The 19,159-nt window shown below is 71.9% G+C and carries 17 protein-coding genes and 1 pseudogene; 11 read left to right on the plus strand and 7 right to left on the minus strand.

The window, feature by feature from the left end; all coding sequences use genetic code 11:
• Positions 1-48: 48 nt before the first annotated feature.
• Complete coding sequence (locus EAO76_RS35215; RefSeq protein ID WP_148840138.1) at positions 49-1,323, plus strand: winged helix DNA-binding domain-containing protein; 1,275 nt, start codon at positions 49-51, stop codon at positions 1,321-1,323.
• 45 nt (positions 1,324-1,368) lie between these two features.
• Here the strand turns inward: EAO76_RS35215 and EAO76_RS35220 are convergent, their stop codons facing one another.
• Positions 1,369-2,211, minus strand: a complete 843-nt coding sequence (locus EAO76_RS35220) for a helix-turn-helix transcriptional regulator (protein WP_187438886.1) — start codon at positions 2,209-2,211, stop codon at positions 1,369-1,371.
• A gap of 129 nt (positions 2,212-2,340) precedes the next feature.
• On the opposite strand from EAO76_RS35220, the gene EAO76_RS35225 reads away from it, so the two are divergent.
• Positions 2,341-4,023, plus strand: a complete 1,683-nt coding sequence (locus EAO76_RS35225; protein WP_148840139.1) for an AMP-binding protein — start codon at positions 2,341-2,343, stop codon at positions 4,021-4,023.
• Positions 4,020-5,627: an AMP-binding protein gene (locus EAO76_RS35230; RefSeq protein WP_148840140.1), complete on the plus strand. Its 1,608-nt coding sequence runs from the start codon at positions 4,020-4,022 to the stop codon at positions 5,625-5,627. Before EAO76_RS35225 ends, EAO76_RS35230 begins: the two co-directional genes overlap by 4 nt.
• A 22-nt stretch (positions 5,628-5,649) precedes the next feature.
• On the opposite strand, the gene EAO76_RS35235 is transcribed toward EAO76_RS35230, so the two are convergent.
• The 3 genes and pseudogenes from EAO76_RS35235 to EAO76_RS35245 all read right to left on the minus strand — a co-directional run.
• Positions 5,650-5,871, minus strand: a complete 222-nt coding sequence (locus tag EAO76_RS35235) for a hypothetical protein (RefSeq protein WP_148840141.1) — start codon at positions 5,869-5,871, stop codon at positions 5,650-5,652.
• A gap of 140 nt (positions 5,872-6,011) precedes the next feature.
• The gene (locus EAO76_RS35240; RefSeq protein WP_148840489.1) at positions 6,012-6,536 is read right to left on the minus strand and encodes a GNAT family N-acetyltransferase; all 525 of its coding nucleotides are present in this window, start codon (positions 6,534-6,536) and stop codon (positions 6,012-6,014) included.
• A 48-nt stretch (positions 6,537-6,584) separates the two neighbouring features.
• Positions 6,585-7,283, minus strand: a pseudogene (locus EAO76_RS35245) (hypothetical protein); the annotation flags it as partial.
• A gap of 329 nt (positions 7,284-7,612) precedes the next feature.
• Here EAO76_RS35245 and gcl point away from each other — a divergent pair.
• A complete protein-coding gene (gene gcl, locus EAO76_RS35250) occupies positions 7,613-9,388 on the plus strand; it encodes a glyoxylate carboligase (RefSeq protein WP_148840142.1) in 1,776 nt (591 codons plus the stop codon).
• A gap of 494 nt (positions 9,389-9,882) precedes the next feature.
• Here gcl and EAO76_RS35255 read toward each other — a convergent pair whose 3' ends face one another.
• From EAO76_RS35255 to EAO76_RS35265, 3 genes are all read right to left on the minus strand, one after another.
• Entirely contained in the window at positions 9,883-11,340 is a 1,458-nt protein-coding gene (locus tag EAO76_RS35255; RefSeq protein WP_148840143.1) for a catalase, read from the minus strand.
• Positions 11,341-11,613: 273 nt separating this feature from the next.
• On the minus strand, positions 11,614-12,513 hold the full coding sequence (locus EAO76_RS35260) for a 2-hydroxy-3-oxopropionate reductase (protein ID WP_148840144.1): 900 nt from the start codon (positions 12,511-12,513) through the stop codon (positions 11,614-11,616).
• Between the two features lie 46 nt (positions 12,514-12,559).
• The gene (locus EAO76_RS35265; protein WP_148840145.1) at positions 12,560-13,399 is read right to left on the minus strand and encodes a TIM barrel protein; all 840 of its coding nucleotides are present in this window, start codon (positions 13,397-13,399) and stop codon (positions 12,560-12,562) included.
• A gap of 223 nt (positions 13,400-13,622) precedes the next feature.
• Between EAO76_RS35265 and EAO76_RS35270 the strand changes: the two genes are divergently transcribed.
• The 7 genes from EAO76_RS35270 to EAO76_RS35300 all read left to right on the plus strand — a co-directional run bounded on the left by EAO76_RS35270 (position 13,623) and on the right by EAO76_RS35300 (position 19,133).
• Positions 13,623-14,930, plus strand: coding sequence for a lactonase family protein (locus tag EAO76_RS35270; protein ID WP_148840146.1), 1,308 nt, complete (start codon positions 13,623-13,625; stop codon positions 14,928-14,930).
• Positions 14,921-15,172 (plus strand): hypothetical protein, encoded by a 252-nt coding sequence (locus EAO76_RS35275; protein ID WP_148840147.1) that lies wholly within the window; start codon positions 14,921-14,923, stop codon positions 15,170-15,172. The genes EAO76_RS35270 and EAO76_RS35275 overlap by 10 nt, the downstream gene beginning before the upstream one ends.
• Positions 15,169-15,546 (plus strand): helix-turn-helix domain-containing protein, encoded by a 378-nt coding sequence (locus EAO76_RS35280; protein ID WP_148840148.1) that lies wholly within the window; start codon positions 15,169-15,171, stop codon positions 15,544-15,546. The genes EAO76_RS35275 and EAO76_RS35280 overlap by 4 nt, the downstream gene beginning before the upstream one ends.
• Positions 15,547-15,737: 191 nt before the next feature.
• On the plus strand, positions 15,738-16,247 hold the full coding sequence (gene uraD, locus EAO76_RS35285) for a 2-oxo-4-hydroxy-4-carboxy-5-ureidoimidazoline decarboxylase (protein ID WP_148840149.1): 510 nt from the start codon (positions 15,738-15,740) through the stop codon (positions 16,245-16,247).
• Between the two features lie 69 nt (positions 16,248-16,316).
• Positions 16,317-16,709 (plus strand): hydroxyisourate hydrolase, encoded by a 393-nt coding sequence (uraH, locus tag EAO76_RS35290; RefSeq protein WP_148840150.1) that lies wholly within the window; start codon positions 16,317-16,319, stop codon positions 16,707-16,709.
• A 7-nt stretch (positions 16,710-16,716) separates the two neighbouring features.
• Positions 16,717-17,664 carry a factor-independent urate hydroxylase gene (gene pucL / locus EAO76_RS35295; RefSeq protein WP_148840151.1) on the plus strand — a complete coding sequence of 316 codons (948 nt, stop codon included), beginning with the start codon at positions 16,717-16,719 and terminating at the stop codon, positions 17,662-17,664.
• A 71-nt stretch (positions 17,665-17,735) separates the two neighbouring features.
• Complete coding sequence (locus EAO76_RS35300; RefSeq protein WP_148840152.1) at positions 17,736-19,133, plus strand: nucleobase:cation symporter-2 family protein; 1,398 nt, start codon at positions 17,736-17,738, stop codon at positions 19,131-19,133.
• Positions 19,134-19,159: the final 26 nt, after the last annotated feature.

Genomic DNA, 19,159 nt, shown 5'->3' on the forward strand with positions numbered 1-19,159 from the left:
CCCCGATGAGGACCGAAGCTGTCCGCAAGGGTGCGTACCGTGCCGCTCATGGCCGCCCCGAAGAAGCCCATCACCCCGAAGAAGCCCGCCGCTCCGAAGAAGCCCATCGCCTCGAAGAGCCCCGCCCCGAAGCGTCCCGCCGCGGGGAAGAACCCCACTGCGGGGAAGGGGCCCGCCGCGCCCGCGGTGCTGTCCGCCCGTGCGCTGAACCGCGCCACGCTGGAGCGCCAGCTGCTGCTGCGCCGCACCGCGATGCCGGCGAAGGACGCCGTGGAGCACCTGGTCGGCCTCCAGGCGCAGAACGTCAGACCGCCCTACCACCAGCTCCTCGCCCGCCTCGACGGCTTCGAGCCGGCCGAGCTCGCCGGGCTGCTGGAGTCCCGCGAGGCGGTCCGCATGGTCACCCTGCGGTCCACCATCCACCTGCACACCGCCGCCGACGCGCTCACCCTGCGCCCGTTCGTCCAGCCGGCCCGCGACCGGGAGCTCAACCTGTTCCGCAAGGGGCTCGTCGGGGTGGACCGGGACCGGCTCGGGGCACTCGCCCGGGAACTCGTCGAGGAGCGGCCCCGCACGCCCAAGGAGATCCGCGAGGCGCTGGCGGCCGAATGGCCCGACGCCGACCCGCGGGCCCTGGGGTCGGCCGCCCGCTGCCTGCTGCCGCTGGTCCAGGTCACGCCGCGCGGGGTGTGGGGCAGGAGCGGCGGGGTCGCGCTGACCACCCTCGGGCACTGGCTCGACGGCGCCCCGGAACGGGTCCCCTCCCCGGACGACCTGGTCCTGCGCTACCTGGGGGCCTTCGGGCCCGCCTCCGTCCAGGACATGCAGAGCTGGGCCGGGCTGACCCGGCTGCGCGAGGTCTTCGAACGGCTGCGGCCGCGGCTGATCACCTTCCGGGACGGGAACGGGACCGAACTCTTCGACCTGCCGGATGCCCCGCGCCCGGCCGAGGACACCCCCGCCCCGCCCCGCTTCCTGCCCGAGTTCGACAACGTGCTGCTCGGCCACGCGGACCGCACGCGCGTGATCCCGCCCCAGTACCGGGGACGCAACGGGAAGGGCAACCAGACCTACGGCTCGGTGCTGGTCGACGGCTTCCTCGCGGCGATCTGGCGACGGGACGCCGCCACCGGCCCGGAGTCCGGATCCGGACCGGTCACCCTCACCGTGCAGCCGTTCGACGACCTCGGCCGCGCCGGCCGCGACGCCGTCACGGAGGAGGCCGTGCGGATGCTCACCGCCCTGCCCGCACCGGGCGCCGCCGGCACGCACGAAGCACACGGATACGACATCAGGTTCGCGGCCTTCGTCGACTTCGGGTGAGGACGGCGGGCGGCGGGCCCGGCACGGAGAACGCCCCGGGCCGGATCAGGGCAGCAGCCCCGCACGCCGGGCCGCCACCACCGCCTCCAGCCGGGTGTGCGCCCCCAGCTTGCGCATCGCCGAACGCAGATACCCCTTGACCGTCTCCGGCCGCAGCCCGAGCCGCTTCGCCGCCGCCGCGTTCGTCGCCCCCGACGCCACACAGGCCAGCACGTCCACCTCGCGCGGCGCCAGCCGCACCCCGCAGGGCTCCGGCGTCCGAGCCCCCGCCGCCGACGCGAGCCGCCCGCACACCGACAGCAGCTCCTCGCGCAGGGCCGGGTCGACGACCTTGGGGACCAGGGAACGCAGCTCGCGGTGCGCCTCGCGGACGTCCTCCCACGCCTCCGGGGCCGCCCTCGGGTCCGTCACCTGCTCCCGGGTCGTGGCCAGCAGCTGCTGCACCTCGTCCCGCACGACCAGGGCCTGCTCCACGTCCCGGGCGGCGGACACCGCCGCGTCGAACGTGCGGTCCCCGAGCGTGATCGGCTCGCGCAGCGCCCCGTACAGCACCCCGCGCACCCTGCGTCGTACGACGACGGGCACCGCGACCACCGAGCGCAGGCCCTCCGCCGCGACGGCCAGGTCGTACTCGTGGCTGATGTGGCGCGAGGAGTGGTAGTCGGTCACCGCGCACGGCCGGGACAGGGCTATCGCCTTGCCGCCGAGCCCGCTGCCCGCCGAGATGACGAGCCCGCGCAGGGCGGCGGTCTGCGCCCCGTTCAGCTCGGCGATGCGGGCGTGGCGGGCATCGGCGAGCAGTCCGCCGAAGGCCACGGGCAGTCCGCTGGTCCGGCGCAGCCGCAGCAGCGCGGCTTGCATCTCGACCGCATCGACGGATTCCGGCACGCTGACGCCTCCCTGCCCGGTCCGGGGGATCGGCCACCCCTCGCTGCACCCCCGTTCGGGGGTGGTGAGACCTGGGTCACTGTTTACATGATGTTAAGTGACCGGTCCGGTCCGCAATGAGGAGGGCACATGTCGGCAACCAGTGCGACGGAGACGTTCCGGGCCGCCCGGGACTTTCTGCTGCGGCATCGCGAGGACTACCTCGCGGCCTACGAGGGCTTCCGCTGGCCCCGCAGCGATCACTTCAACTGGGCGCTCGACTGGTTCGACGTCATCGCCGAGGACAACGACCGCACCGCCCTGCACATCGTGGAGGAGGACGGCGACCGCACCGAGGTGTCCTTCGCACAGATGTCCGCCCGCTCCAACCGGGCCGCGAACTGGCTGCGCGCCCGGGGCGTACGGGCCGGGGACCGCATCCTCGTCATGCTCGGCAACCAGGTCGAGCTGTGGGAGACCGCCCTCGCCGCGATGAAGCTGCGCGCCGTCGTCATCCCCGCCACCCCGCTGCTGGGCCCGGTCGACCTGCGCGACCGGGTGGAGCGCGGCCGGGTCCGGCACGTCCTGGTGCGGGACGCCGACACCGCCAAGTTCGACGAGGTGCCCGGCGACTACACCCGGATCTCCGTCGGCGCGGAGGTGCCCGGCTGGCTGTCGTACACCGGTGCCGACGAGCAGCCGGACACCTTCGAGGCGGACCGGGAGACCGACGCCGACGAGCCGCTGATGCTGTACTTCACCTCCGGCACGACCGCCAGCCCCAAGCTCGTCGAGCACACCCATGTCTCCTACCCCGTGGGCCACCTGGCGACGATGTACTGGATCGGCCTCAAGCCCGGGGACGTCCACCTCAACATCTCCTCACCGGGCTGGGCCAAGCACGCCTGGTCCAACCTCTTTGCGCCCTGGAGCGCCGAGGCGACCGTCTTCATCTTCAACTACACCCGCTTCGACGCCGCCCGGCTGATGGCCGAGATGGACCGCTCGGGCGTCACCAGCTTCTGCGCCCCGCCCACCGTCTGGCGGATGCTGATCCAGGCCGACCTCTCCCAGCTGAAGACCCCGCCGCGGGAGGTCGTCGCGGCCGGCGAACCGCTGAACCCGGAGGTCATCGAGACGGTGCGGCGGATCTGGGGCGTCACCATCCGGGACGGCTTCGGCCAGACCGAGACCGCCGTGCAGGTCGCCAACAGTCCCGGCCAGCTCCTCAAGGCCGGTTCGATGGGACGGCCCAGCCCCGGCTTCAGGGTCGAGCTCCTGGACCCGGTCACCGGTGAGCCCGGCGCGCTGGAGGGCGAGATCTCCCTGGACCTGTCGGACCGCCCGGTGGGCCTGATGACCGGCTACCACGGCGACCCGGACCGGACCGCCGAGGCCATGGCCGGCGGCTACTACCGCACCGGCGACATCGGCTCCCGCGACGAGGACGGCTACATCACCTACGTCGGCCGCGCCGACGACGTCTTCAAGGCGTCCGACTACAAGATCTCGCCGTTCGAGCTGGAGAGCGCGCTGCTGGAGCACGAGGCGGTCGCCGAGGCCGCGGTCGTCCCCGCCCCCGACCCGGTCCGGCTCGCCGTCCCGAAGGCGTATGTCGTCCTGGCGGAGGGCTGGGAGCCCGGCCCCGACACCGCGAAGCTGCTGTTCGAGCACTCCCGGTCGGTCCTCGCCCCGTACAAGCGCATCCGCAGGCTGGAGTTCGCCGAACTGCCCAAGACCGTCTCCGGCAAGATCCGCCGCATCGAACTGCGCGAGCGCACGGCCCGCGGCACCGGCACCGGCACCGAGTACGACGAGGGGAACCTGCGATGAGTGAGCTCTCCTACGCGCACGGCGCCGCCACCACACCGTTGCTCGGCGACACCATAGGACGCAACCTCGACCGGGCGGTCGAGGCGTTCGGCGAACGCGAGGCGCTGGTGGACGTCCCGTCGGGACGGCGCTGGACGTACGCCGAGTTCGGTGCCGCGGTCGACGAACTGGCCCGCGCGCTCATGGCGTCGGGCGTGGCCAAGGGGGACCGGGTCGGGATCTGGGCGATCAACTGCCCGGAGTGGGTGCTCGTGCAGTACGCCACCGCCCGCATCGGCGCCGTCATGGTCAACATCAACCCCGCGTACCGGGCGCACGAGCTGGAGTACGTGCTGAACCAGGCCGGGATCTCGCTCCTGGTCGCCTCGCTCTCGCACCGCACCAGCGACTACCGCGCCCTGGTCGACCAGGTCCGCGCCGACTGCCCCGCGCTGCGCGCCGTGCACTACATCGGTGACCCGGGCTGGGACGAACTGCTGGCCGGCGCCGGGGCCGTGACGCCGGGGCAGTTCGCCGCGCGCGAGGCCGAGCTGTCCTGCGACGACCCGATCAACATCCAGTACACCTCGGGCACGACCGGCTTCCCCAAGGGGGCCACGCTCTCCCACCACAACATCCTCAACAACGGTTATTTCGTCGGTGAGTTGATCGCCTACACGGAGCAGGACCGGGTCTGCCTGCCGGTGCCCTTCTACCACTGCTTCGGCATGGTCATGGGCAACCTCGGTGCCACCTCGCACGGCGCCTGCATCGTGATCCCGGCCCCCGCCTTCGAGGCCGCCGCCGTCCTCGCCGCCGTGCAGCAGGAACGCTGCACCTCGCTCTACGGCGTCCCCACCATGTTCATCGCGGAGCTGAACCTCCCCGACTTCGGTTCGTACGACCTCTCCTCGCTGCGCACCGGCATCATGGCCGGATCGACCTGCCCGGTCGAGGTGATGAAGCGGGTCGTCGCCGAGATGCACATGGAGGAGGTGTCCATCTGCTACGGCATGACGGAGACCTCGCCGGTCTCCACCCAGACCCGCCGCGACGACGACCTGGAGCGCCGCACCGGGACCACCGGTCGCGTCATGCCGCACATCGAGGTCAAGGTCGTCGACCCGGTGACCGGGGTGACGCTGGAACGCGGTGAGGCGGGCGAACTCTGCACCCGCGGCTACAGCGTGATGCTCGGTTACTGGGAACAGCCCGAACGCACCGCGGAGGCGATCGACGCGGGCCGCTGGATGCACACCGGCGACCTCGCGGTGATGCGGGAGGACGGCTACGTGCAGATCGTCGGCCGGATCAAGGACATGATCATCCGGGGCGGCGAGAACATCTATCCGCGGGAGATCGAGGAATTCCTGCACCGCCACCCGAAGATCGCGGACGTGCAGGTGGTGGGCATTCCCGACGACACCTACGGCGAGGAGGTCCTGGCCTGTGTCATCCCGAAGGACCCGGCGGACCCGCCGACCCTGGACGAGGTGACGGAGTACTGCCGCGAGCAGTTGGCCCACTACAAGATCCCGCGGCGGCTGCAGATCCTGGAGACCTTCCCGATGACGGTCAGCGGGAAGGTCCGGAAGATCGAACTGCGGGAGGGCTACGGCCGGTAGGACCGGTCCGGCCCGGGTGCGGTCAGGCGGCCTCGATGATGTCGCCGGTACCGCCCCGGGTCGCGGCCGCCCATTCGATCAGCAGTACCTCGTAGGCGGCGGACTCCACGGAGGACCAGTCCTGGCCGGCCCGGGCGTCCACGAAGGCCCGTATCGCCTCGTTCGCCTGGGCGGCGGAGCGGGGCTTCGAACGGGTCGCGCGCGGTCTGTCGGTGGATGGGGTGTGCCGTGCAGTTAAAACCATGGGCACCACTTTAGGGCCCGCCACTGACACGGGCCGAACATTTGTGGCGCCCTGGCCCGAACGTGACCGATCGCACTCTCCGTCGTCGTTTGGTTCCGGTGGGGTGACATGGGCGGACGGCGCCGCTTCCGGAACGTGCTCTACGGGCGTGCGGTGCGCGGGATCTCGCGTCGCATGCAGACCCGTGGCCAGCGGTCCAGGCCGTGTTCGGCCTCCTCCGCCCTGATCTTCCGCAGTCCGTCGGTGAGTTCCGCCTCGCCGAGCGTGCGGAAGCCGAGCCGGGCGTAGTACGGCGCGTTCCACGGGACGTGCGAGAAGGTCGTCAGGGTGAGCGCGTCCAGCTGCCGGCCGGCCGCCCACCCGTCGAGGTGGGCGATGAGGGCGGCGCCCAGGCCCTGCCGGGCGACGGACGGATGCACGGAGACCTGCTCGATGTGGGCCGCCCCGTCGACCGGATCGGCGATCAGATAGCCGACCGGATGGTCGTCGGGGTCCGCCGCCACCCAGGCCCGGCCGTCCCGGCGGTATTCGTCCAGCAGGTCGAGGGGCGGCGGGTCGTCGTCCGCGACGGAGGTCATGCCGAGCGTGCGGAACGGCTCGCCGGCGGCGCGCTCGATGTCCTGGAGCAGCGGGAGATCGGAGCGGCGGGCGGTACGGATGCGCATGCGCACAGTATGTCGCCCCGGGTCGCCCGGCTCGGAGGGGAATGCCCGGGCCCCGGTGCTGAGCAGCTCGTCGGCCGGGCCGTTGACCGGTCGGGGCCCACCCGCCGCGTCCATCGTGAACAGCGGCACGCCCAGCCCGTCCGCGCGCGCCCCGGCGTCCGGTGCGTAGCCCGCGACCGAGAACAGCACGCCGGTGGCCGACGCGCCGAGGGCGTGCAGCCAGAGGCACTCGACGTCGCGCAGGGCGGTCGCGCGGGCCGACGCGTCGACCCGGGCCAGCAGTCCGGGGGCCCGCAGGTCGATCCGCGCGGGGGAGGGGCGCGCCGCCCGCACGACGTCCCGGTAGCCCAGCCACCGCAGGTACCGGGCCGCGGTGGCGACCGCGTCGTCCGCGCCGTGGACGGCCGCGGGCCGGAACGCCGGCCGGGGCGCCGGTGCCGTGCGCGGCAGCGGGATGTGGGACGGCGGGGCCGCGTCGTCGGGGGGCGCCGCGGGCCGGACCGGGATGCGCAGCACCGCCCCGCAGGGGCAGTACAGCTCCGGTCGCGGCCACTGGTCGTGGCGTCCGCAGCCGGGGCAGCGCACCGTCACCCAGTCGTCGTTCCAGGTGCGGTGGGTGACCGGTACGGCCGGGGCTCCGGGCAGCAGGGACGGGGCGGTCGGGGTGCCGCACGGGCAGGGGTAGGCCGGGGCGCTGTACGCGTGGTCGCGGCCGCAGGCCGGGCAGTGAACCGGCACCGACTCCACGATGGTCTCCCTCCGGGCCTCGGGCCCGCCCCGCGACGGGCGCCGGGCCGGCCGGCACCGGAACACACCGGTGCCGGCCGGCGGGCCCACTCCGTTCCCCACCCATGGTTCACCAGGAGCGGGGCGCCGGGGAGGGACTTGACGCATTTCGCGGGCAGGTCCCGGCGCACGGGCCGCCGGGTGCGCCGTCCCTTGACGGTCGCCGGACCGCACTTTAAATTTACTTCCGTATAACAGAATCAATTTTCCGTAATGCGGAATTGGTGCTCTCAGGTGGCGCGACAGAGCCCGAATCCACCAGATCCCGGCAGGAGCACTCAATGCCTCGAATGACCGCTGCCAGAGCGGCAGTTGAGATCCTCAAGCGTGAAGGCGTCAGCAACGCGTTCGGCGTGCCGGGCGCGGCGATCAACCCCTTCTACGCGGCCCTCAAGGCCTCCGGCGGGGTTCACCACACGCTCGCCCGGCACGTCGAGGGCGCCTCCCACATGGCGGAGGGGTACACCCGGGCCCGCCCGGGCAACATCGGCGTCTGCATCGGCACGTCGGGACCGGCCGGCACCGACATGATCACCGGCCTCTACTCGGCCATCGCCGACTCGATCCCGATCCTCTGCATCACCGGCCAGGCCCCCACCGCCGTGCTTCACAAGGAGGACTTCCAGGCGGTCGACATCGCCTCGATCGCCGCCCCGGTCACCAAGGCCGCCACCACCGTCCTGGAGGCCGCGCAGGTCCCGGGCGTCTTCCAGCAGGCGTTCCACCTGATGCGTACGGGCCGCCCCGGCCCGGTCCTCATCGACCTGCCGATCGACGTGCAGCTCACCGAGTTCGAGTTCGACCCCGACCTGTACGAGCCGCTGCCGGTGCACAAGCCCGCCGCGTCCCGCAAGCAGATCGAGCGCGCGATCGAGATGCTGAACGCCTCCGAGCGCCCGCTGCTCGTCGCGGGCGGCGGCATCATCAACGCCGACGCGGCGGAACTCCTCGTCGAGTTCGCCGAACTGACCGGCGTCCCGGTCGTTCCCACCCTCATGGGCTGGGGCATCGTCCCCGACGACCACGAGCTGAACGCCGGCATGGTCGGCCTCCAGACCTCGCACCGCTACGGCAACGCGAACTTCCTGGAGTCCGACTTCGTCCTCGGCATCGGCAACCGCTGGGCCAACCGCCACACGGGCAAGCTCGACGTCTACACGGCGGGCCGTACGTTCGTGCACGTGGACATCGCACCCACCCAGATCGGCAAGATCTTCGCCCCGGACCTCGGCATCGTCTCCGACGCGAAGGCGGCGCTGGAACTGTTCGTGGAGGTCGCCCGCGAGCTGAAGGCGGCCGGTAAGCTCCCGGACCGCTCGGCCTGGGCCGCGTCCACGCAGGAGCGCCGTGCGAGCCTCCAGCGGCGTACGCACTTCGACGACGTCCCGCTGAAGCCGCAGCGGGTGTACGAGGAGATGAACCGGGCATTCGGCCCGGAGACCCGGTACGTCACCACGATCGGCCTCTCCCAGATCGCGGGCGCCCAGATGCTCCACGTCTACCGCCCGCGCCACTGGATCAACTGCGGCCAGGCCGGCCCCCTCGGCTGGACCATCCCGGCCGCGCTCGGAGTCGCCACCGCGGACCCCGAGGGCTCGGTCGTCGCGCTCTCGGGCGACTACGACTTCCAGTTCATGCTGGAGGAGCTGGCGGTGGGCGCCCAGCACCGCATCCCGTACGTGCACGTCCTGGTCAACAACTCGTACCTCGGCCTGATCCGCCAGGCGCAGCGCAACTTCGACATCGACTTCCAGGTCAACCTGGAGTTCGAGAACCTCAACTCCCCGGAGTTGGGCGTCTACGGCGTCGACCACGTCAAGGTCGTCGAGGGCCTGGGCTGCAAGGCGATCCGCGTCACCGAGCCGGACCGGCTGCTGCCCGCCTTCGAGGAGGCGAAGAAGCTGGCCGCCGAGTTCCGGGTCCCGGTGGTGGTCGAGGCGATCCTGGAACGCGTCACGAACATCGCGATGAGCGGTACGGACATCGCGTCGGTCAACGAGTTCGAGGACCTCGCCACGGAGCCGTCCCACGCGCCGACCGCGATCCGCCCGCTCGCGGTGTCCTGACGGACCGACAGGAAGGGCCCGTGGCCCCCGCCCCGAATCCCGGGGCGGGGGCCACGGCGTATCCGTTCCGTGGGGCGTCGGGGGCTCCGCGCCGGGGCGGTCATGACATCGTGCGGCCGGCCCGGGTGTCCGTACGCGGCCCCGGTGCATGCCGCGGGGCCCCGGTCCGTGCGCGGACCGGGTGCGTGCACGGACCGGGAGCGGGCCGGTCGCGCGGAAAGGAGAGGGGAGGCCGCACGGAAACGGGGAGGGCGCGCGAAAGCGGCCGGGGTGTGGCACACGGATACGGTTCCGTGCGCCACACCCCGGCCGGGGTGGTGACGGGGGCCGCGGCGGCGGCGAGCGGGCCGTGCGCCCCCGCCCCCCTCAGGTCGGGGGGCGGGGAGGCGCTCCGGCCTCCGCCACCGCACTGGCGTCGCGCCGCCGCGGCCTCGTCCTGCCCGTGCGGTGTGCCACCCCTCATCCGGGTACACGGCACGGGCAGGGTCCGGGGGTCAGTCCTCGCGCAGGGCGCGGACCGCCTCCTCCACGCGCCGGCCGTAGTCGGCGTCGGCGGCGTGGAAGTGGGCGAGGTTCTTCTCGATCACGTCGTCGCGGGTCACCTGGGAGAGCCCGCCCGCGATGTTGGCGACCAGACGGCCCTTCTCGTCCTCGGACATGAGCCGGTACAGCTCGCCCGCCTGGAAGAAGTCGTCGTCCTTGGTGTGGGCGGGCGCCGCGTGGGTGCCGGTCCAGCCGTGGATCGCGAGCGGGGCGGAGAGCGCCGCGTCGGTCTGGGCGGGGCCCGCGTACGAGTTGGGCTCGTAGTTCTTGTCGTGGCGCGAGCCGTTGCGGGTGGCGTGCAGGCCGTCGCGGCCGTAGTTGTCGACGACGGCGGTGCGCGGCGCGTTCACCGGGAGCTGGGTGTGGTTGACGCCGAGCCGGTAGCGGTGCGCGTCCGCGTAGGCGAACAGCCGGCCCTGGAGCATCTTGTCCGGGGAGGGGCCGATGCCGGGCACGAAGTTGTTGGGCGAGAACGCGGCCTGCTCGACCTCGGCGAAGACGTTGTCCGGGTTGCGGTCCAGCACCAGCCGGCCCACCCGCTGGAGCGGGTGGTCGGCGTGCGGCCACACCTTGGTCAGGTCGAACGGGTTGAAACGGTAGTCCGCGGCCTCGGCGGCCGGCATGACCTGCACGTACAGCGTCCAGGACGGGTGCACCCCGCGCTCGATGGCCTGCAGCAGGTCGGTCTGGTGCGAGTTGGCGTCCTTGCCCACGAGCTCGGCGGCCTGCTCGGCGGAGAGCGAGCGCACGCCCTGGTTCGTCTTGAAGTGGTACTTGACGAAGAACGCCTCGCCCGCGGCGTTCGTCCACTGGTAGGTGTGCGAGCCGTAACCGTTCATGTGGCGGTACGAGGCGGGGATGCCGCGGTCGCCCATCAGCCAGGTGACCTGGTGCGTCGCCTCGGGGGCGTGGGCCCAGAAGTCCCAGACGTTGTCCGGCTCCTGACGGCCCGTGAACGGGTCGCGCTTCTGCGAGTGGATGAAGTCGGGGAACTTGATCGGGTCCTTGATGAAGAACACCGGGGTGTTGTTGCCGACCAGGTCGTAATTGCCCTCGTCCGTGTAGAACTTGAGGGCGAAGCCGCGCGGGTCGCGCACCGCGTCCGCGCCGCCCAGCGAGTCGGCGACGGTCGAGAAGCGGATGAACGTCTCGGTGCGCCTGCCGACCTCGGAGAGGAAGTCGGCCCGGGTGAAGGCGGTGACGTCGTCGGTCACCTCGAAGTAGCCGTACGCGCCGGAGCCGCGGGCGTGGACCACGCGCTCCGGGATGCGCTCCCGGTTGAAGCGGGCCAGCTTCTCCAGCAGGTGCTGGTCCTGGAGGAGGATCGGGCCACCGACGCCTGCGGTGGCGGAGTTCTGGTTGTCGGCGACCGGGGCGCCTGACTCGGTCGTAAGCACACGCTGCGTCATGGTGTCGGGGCGACCTTCCGTACGGGAGCTGCTGAGTTGCTGAACTGCTGAACTGAGACGGCTCAAGGCTCCAGGAGCGTAAGTACGCCCCGAACCCGGCGTCAACAGTTTGTTGAATCTGGCTGCGAGGTGTTCCGGACGGCGCCGGCGCCTGGGCGCGACAGGACAGGTGTCAGCGCCGACGCCGTCCGGAAGCCGAGGGGGACGGGGTGTTCCGCGAGGAGTGTGTCCGGCCCGGGGCGTCCGGGCGGACGGGTTCGCGGCCCCTTCCGGTCAGGCCTGGACGGGCTGCCCCGACAGGCGCTCGACGGCGCGCAGCAGCGCCGAGTGGTCCAGGCCGCCGTCGCCCTGTGCGCGCAGCGAGGCGACGAGCTGGGCGACCACGGCGCCGACGGGCAGCGCGGCGCCGACGTTGCGGGCGGCGTCCGTGACGATGCCCATGTCCTTGTGGTGCAGGTCGATCCGGAAGCCCGGCGCGAAGTCCCGCTTGAGGAAGTTGTCCTTCTTGCGGGTCAGGACGGTCGAGCCGGCCAGGCCGCCGTTGAGGACGTCCAGCGCGGCGGTGAGGTCCACCCCGGACTTCTCCAGGAAGACGACGGCCTCGGCGCACGCCTGGATGTTGACCGCGACGATCAGCTGGTTGGCGGCCTTCACCGTCTGGCCCGAACCGTGCGGACCGCACAGCACGATGGTCTTTCCGAGCGCCCGGAGGATCGGTCCGGCCTGGTCGAAGTCGGTCCGCTCGCCGCCGACCATGATCGACAGCACCGCCTCGATCGCACCGGCCTCGCCGCCGGAGACCGGGGCGTCGAGCACCCGGATGCCCTTGTCCTCCGCGTTCCTCGCGAGGTCCACGGAGGTCTGCGGGGTGATCGACGACATGTCGATCAGCAGGGTGCCGGGCCGCGCGTTCTCCAGGATGCCGTCGGGGCCGTAGGCGACGGCCTCGACCTGCGGGGAGGCGGGCACCATCGTGATGACGACGTCGGCGTCCCGCACCGCCTCGGCGACCGAGGCCGCGCCGGTGCCGCCGGCCGCGACCAGCCGGTCGACCTTCGCCCGCTCCAGGGTGTACCCGGTGACGTCGTACCCGGCCTTGATCAGGTTCTCGGACATGGGGGAGCCCATGATGCCGAGTCCGATCCACGCGACCTTGGGGAGATTGCTGCTCATGAGGGTGCCTTCCGAATAAGCGTGTGTACGAGAGGGGCGGCCGCCCTCAGCGGGCGGCCCGCGCGGTGGCCGGGAGCCACTCGAAGGCCTCGGCGCTCGGCCGGTCGCCCGGCTTGTACTCCAGGCCGACCCAGCCGTCGTAACCGGCCTTCGTCAGCTCGTCGAGGAGCTGTTCCAGCGGGAGCGAGCCGGTGCCGGGCGCGCCGCGCCCCGGGTTGTCGGCGATCTGGACGTGGCCGGTCCTCCCGGCGTACCGCGCGATGGCCTCGCCGAGGTCCTCGCCGTTCATCGACAGGTGGTACAGGTCGAGGAGGAACTTCGCGTTGCCGAGGCCGGTCGCCGCGTTGACCCGGTCGACGACCTCGATCCCGGCCGGTGCGCTCACCAGGGGGTAGCGCGGGGACTCCGGTGCGTTGAGGGTCTCGATCAGGAGCACCGCCCCGATCCGGTCGGCCGCGCGGGCGGCGATGACCAGGTTCTCCAGGGCGAGTTCGTCCTGCGCGGCCGGGTCCACGCCGTCGACCCGGTTGCCGTAGAGCGCGTTGAGCGCCCTGCAGCCGACCGAGGCGGCGAAGTCGGCCGCCACCTCGATGTTGGCGCGGAAGCGCTCCGACTCGGTGCCGGGCACGGAGAGTGCGCCGCGGTCGGGGCCGGGCAGCCGGCCGGCGTAGAAGTTCAGCCCCACCAGCTGCGTGCCGGCGTCGTCGAGCGCCTTCTTGAGGGCGTCGAGCTCGGCCTGCGGCGGAGTGGGGGTCTCGATCCAGGGCCACCACAGCTCGACCGCCGTGAAGCCGGCCGCGGCGGCGGCCGCGGGGCGCTCCAGGAGCGGGAGCTCGGTGAAGAGGATCGAAAGGTTCACATCGAAGCGCTGGTCCGGGTAGCCCATGAGGGTTCGGCGCTCCTTCCGTATTGCGGAAGTTAGTTTCTACGTGATGGAAGATTGCCCGGCGGTGTGGAGGCTGTCAAGGGGGTGCCCGGAATTCGGTCCGGCCGCCTCCGCGCGGATCGCGCGGGGCGTGGCGGGATCGGGCCGGTTGCCGAGGGGGTGCGGGGCGGGCCAGGGTGGCCGGTGCGTCCGACGCAACCGACCCCCACGCGAGGTGTCCCGCATGAACCACGCCACCAGCCGCCGCACCGTCCTCGGAGCGCTGATCGGCGGCGCCGCCCTCTCGATGGCCCCCGCCCCGGCCGGTACTCCGAAGCCCGCGCCGGACCCGGTGCGCGCCGCCGCCGCGCGCCCGCGCACCGCCCCGCGCCTGCTGCTCGGCACGTACACCTCCGCCCGGGGCGGCGGCACGGGCATCGGGACCGCGACCTGTGACCCCCGCACCGGGGCGATCACCGCGGGCCCCGTGATCACCGGCGTGGCCGACCCCTCGTACCTGGCCCWGCACCCCTCGGGCGCCACCGTCTACGCGGTCGACGAGCAGGACCGGGGCCGGGTGACGGCCGTGGCCCTCTCGCCCGACGGCGCCCACCGGGTGCTGGGGACGCGCGACACGGGCGGGGCGGGACCCGCCCACCTCTCCGTCCACCCCACCGGCAGGTGGCTGCTGACCGCGAACCACACCTCGGGCAGCGTCGCGGTGCACCCCGTCCGGGCCGACGGCTCGCTGGGGGAGCGCACGGACCTGGTCGCCCACGACGCGCCGCCGCCCGGCCCCGGCCAGGACGGACCGCACGCCCACCAGATCGTCACCACCCCCGACGGCGGCCACGTCCTCGCCGTGGACCTCGGCAACGACACCGTGTACACCTACCGGCTGGACGAGGAACGCGGCACGCTCGCCCGGGTCTCCCATGCGTCGCTGCGCCCCGGGTCCGGGCCCCGGCACCTCGCCTTCCATCCCGGCGGCCGCTTCGCCTACCTGGCCTGCGAACTCGACGACACCGCCGTCGTCTGCGGCTACGACCCGGCCACCGGCACCCTGTCCCCGGGCGCCCCGCAGTCCACCGGGACCGGCCCCGGCACCAGCTACCCGGCGCAGTTCCTGGTCACCGCCGACGGCCGGTTCGCCTACCTCGCCAACCGGGGGCACAACAGCCTGGCGCGCTACGCGGTCGAGGATGGCGGGGCCGTGCTGCGGCTGCTGGACACGGTGCCGGTCGGCGGCGACTTCCCCCGGCACACCGCCCTCTCGCCCGACGGGAGGCTGCTCTTCGCGGCCAACCAGAGGTCGAGCACCGTCACGGTCTTCCGGGTCGACGCCCGCACCGGCGGTCTGACCCGCACCGGGGGCGCCTTCGCGGCCCCGGTCGCCGTGTGCGTCCTGCCGTACGGGGGCGGCGCCCCGGGCCGGGGCCGACCGGGGCGGACCGCCGTCGCCCGGCCCCGGCGCGGGTCCGTTAGGGTCGGGCCCGAGCCGCGGGTTCCGCAGCGAGGCGGAGCGCGCATGAGGGAGGCACAGTGCGCTTGAGAGTGGAGTTCACCACCGAGCCCTTCGATCTCGACGAGGCGCCCGCCCACGCGGTCGTGGCCCGCGAGGTCATCCAGACGGCCGACCTGGACGCGGTGGACGTCGGTCCCTTCGGCAACACGGCCGAGGGCGGCGCGGACGAGGTGCTCACCGCGGTGGACGCCCTGCTGCGCAGAGCCCTGGCATCGGGTGCCACCCGGGTGTCGCTCCAGGTCAACGTGATCGGGGAGGACGCGAAGTGACCGAATCGGCCGATCACCCGCTCGTCGCCGCGGTCAAACCGCTCGTCGACGCCATGGGCGCGGAGCTGCTCGTACCGGAGCAGGCCCGCGCCGACGACGTCGTGCTGTCCTGGGAGGGCGAGGACGTCATGGCCGTGCGACTGCCCCAGCTCTCGGAGTCGCTCGGCCACATCCTGGCCGCCATGGAGCGCCGGCACGGCAAGCCGCTCGCCGAGCTGGACCGCAGAACCAAACAGGAGGCGGTGCGGAGTCTGGAGGCACGCGGTGCCTTCTCGGTGCGGCACGGGGTGGAGACCGTGGCGAGTGCGCTGGGCGTCAGTCGCTTCACCATCTACAACTACCTGAACAGGGAAAATGCCGCCAAAGCCGAGTAGTTGAGGCCGTGGGTGAACAAAGGCGGTGCGGGATCGCACGGGGCCGTCGTCCGGAGGAACGGGCGACGGCCTTTTACGTTCGCGTAATTTCAACAAAGTGTTGACGTGGTGTTGTGGAGGGCGTTAGCTATCCGCAGCCCGACCGACGCGGCGCGAAGAGACGCACAGCGAAAACAGCCACGGAGGCTCCCGTGACTTCGAGCTCCACGCCGGGCCTCGCCCGGTTCAACACCCTGGCGGACGACGAGGCCATCACCACCTTGCACGAGGTGTGCGCCAGTGCGGCATGGGGAAGAGCGATCCTCTCCCGACGCCCGTACGCCACCCCGCAGGACCTGCTCCTTGCCGGTGACACCGCTACGGCCGAGCTGACCCCGGAGGACCTGGCCGAAGCGATGGCCGGACATCCGCCGATAGGCCGCCCGAAGCCCGGGGACCCGACCTCCTCCCGCGAACAGCGGGGGATGGCCGGAGCCTCCGAGGAACTCAAGGCCGAGATGCTCGAACTGAACCTGGCCTACCAGGAGCGGTTCGGACACGTCTTCCTGATCTGCGCCACCGGGGCCACCGGGGAACAGATGCGCGACGCGGTGAAGTCCCGGATCGGGAACTCGCCCGAGCAGGAGCGCGAGCAGGTGCGCACCGAACTGGGCAAGATCAACCGCATCCGCCTCACCCGTCTCGTCACGGAAGACACGTAACACGGGACGCGTCCCGGAAACACCCCGGACACGTACCGCAGAACGCGCATCAGAAGGAGAGTGAAGGTCTTGAGCACCTCCGCCACCGCATCGGTGTCCACCCACATCCTGGACACCAGCATCGGCCGCCCCGCCGCAGCCGTCGCCGTCACGCTCGCCGCCCGCAGCGGCGCCGACGCACCGTGGACGGCACTCGGCGGCTCCGCGACCGACGCGGACGGACGCTGCAAGGACCTGCCGGCACTGCCGGAGGGCACCACCCACGTACGGCTCGACTTCGAGACCGGGACGTACTTCGCCAGCAAGAAGCAAGCCGAGGCGCAGCAGGACGCCCCCCGCGTAAGGGACAGCGGTGTGTTCTTCCCGGAGGTGGCGATCACCTTCGCCGTCACTCCGGGCGAGCACTATCACGTACCGCTGCTGCTCAACCCGTTCGGCTACTCCGTTTACCGAGGGAGCTAGCACCGACATGACAGTCAATCCCCACCAGCCCCGCCCTGTGGTCCTCGGACAGAACCAGTACGGCAAGGCCGAGAACCGCGTCGTCAGGATCACGCGGGACGGCGACACCCACCACATCAAGGACCTGAACGTCTCCGTCGCGCTCTCCGGCGACATGGAGGACGTCCACTACTCCGGCTCCAACGCCCACGTCCTGCCGACCGACACCACCAAGAACACGGTGTACGCGTTCGCCAAGGAGCACGGCATCGAGTCGGCCGAGCAGTTCGGCATCCACCTCGCCCGCCACTTCGTGACCTCGCAGGAGCCGATCAGGACGGCCCGGATCCGGATCGAGGAGTACGCCTGGGAGCGCATCGCCACCTCCGACGCCAACTCGCAGTTCATCGGCGCCGACGAGGTCAAGCACTCCTTCGTCCGCAGGGGCCAGGAGACGCGCACCACCCAGATCACCTTCGACGGCGAGAAGTGGCAGGTCGTCTCGGGGCTCAAGGACCTCGTGGTGATGAACTCCACGCACTCCGAGTTCTGGGGCTACGTCAAGGACGAGTACACGACGCTCAAGGAGGCGTACGACCGCATCCTCGCGACCGAGGTGTCCGCCAGGTGGCGGTACAACTGGACCAGCGACGACGCGCGGATGCCGAACTGGGAGAAGTCCTACGAGCAGGTGCGCAAGCACATGCTCCAGGCCTTCGCCGAGACGTACTCCCTCTCCCTCCAGCAGACCCTGTACCAGATGGGCTCGCGCATCATCAACAGCCGCAGCGAGGTCGACGAGATCCGCTTCTCGCTGCCGAACAAGCACCACTTCCTGGTGGACCTGGAACCGTTCGGGCTCAAGAACGACAACGAGGTCTACTTCGCGGCGGACCGCCCGTACGGCCTGATCGAGGCCACCGTGCTGCGGGACGGCATCGAGCCGCAGATCCCGGTCGACATGACCAACCTCTGACGCGGCGCCGAGCCGGTCCCCGTCCCGAGCGCACCGCCGGACGGGGACCGGCCGGACCGGAGGGAATCCTCATGGCACAGCCCGTACACGGGCCCGCGGAAGCAGACGGCCCGTGCCCCACCCCACCGGCGACCTCGGTCCACCCGGTGGACGAGAAGCTCCGCCCCGCACGGCTCGTCCCCGCCGCGCTCCAGCACATCGCCGCCATGTACGCGGGCGTCGTCACCCCTCCGCTCATCATCGGCCAGGCCGTCGGTCTCGACCCGGCGGGCATGACCCGGCTGATCGCGGCGAGCCTGCTGATCGCCGGCTGCGCCACCCTCCTGCAGACCCTCGGCATCGGCGGCCTCGCCGGGAACCGGCTGCCGTTCGTCAACGCGGCCTCCTCCGCGGGCATCGCCCCGATGCTCGCCATCGCCGAGACCACCGCGCCCGGACACCAACTCCCCGCGATCTACGGGGCGGTGATCGTCGCCGGTGCCTTCTGCCTGGCCGTCGGACCGTTCTTCGGCCGGCTGCTGCGCTTCTTCCCGCCCCTGGTCACCGGCGTCGTCATCACCCTGATCGGCGTCACCCTGATGCCCGTACCGGTCTCCTGGGCGCAGGGCGGTGACAAGGAAGCCGCCGACTTCGGCGACATGAAGTACCTCGCGCTGGCCGCCTTCACCCTCGTCGTCATCCTGCTCGTCCAGCGGTTCGGACGCGGCTTCCTCAAGCAGATCGCCCTGCTGATGGGGCTGTTGACCGGCACGCTGGCCGCGATCCCGTTCGGACTCGCCGACTTCGGCGCGCTGGGTTCCGCACCGGTCGCCGCGCTGCCGACCCCCTTCGCCTTCGGCGCCCCCGAGTTCCACCCCGCCGCGATCCTCTCCCTCTGCATCGTCATGCTCGTCCTGATGACCGAGTCCAGCGCCGGAATGCTGGCCCTCGGCGAGATCTGCGACCGGCCCGCCGACGGCCGGACCATCACCCGCGGACTGCGCACCGACGGCATCGCCACCGTGCTCGGCCCGGTCTTCGGCGGCTTCCCGACGAGCGCCTTCGCCCAGAACGTCGGCGTGGTCTCCCTGACGAAGGTGCGCAGCCGCTACGTCGTCGCGGCCGCGGGCGGCACCCTGCTGGTCCTGGGCGCCTTCCCGATGCTCGGCGCGGTCGTCTCCCTCGTCCCGATGCCCGTGCTCGGCGGCGCCGGCGTCGTCCTGTTCGGCTCGATCGCGGTGAGCGGCATCCGCACCCTCGCCGAGGCCGGACTCGACGACAGCTCCAACATCATCCTGGTCGCCGTGGCCCTCGGCGCGGGCATCATCCCGCTCGCCGCGCCCGGCTTCTACGCGGGATTCCCCTCCTGGGCACAGACCGTCCTGGGCTCCGGGATCAGCGCCGGAGCGCTCGTCGCGGTCCTGCTCAACCTGTTCTTCCACCATCTCGGCACCCACGGCCGCCCGGCCGTGGCACTCAAATCCTCCTAGGGTCCTGCCGTGCCCGCACCCCCGGA

The sequence above is a fragment of the Streptomyces sp. sk2.1 genome, from assembly GCF_008120935.1.
Lineage (GTDB): Bacteria > Actinomycetota > Actinomycetes > Streptomycetales > Streptomycetaceae > Streptomyces.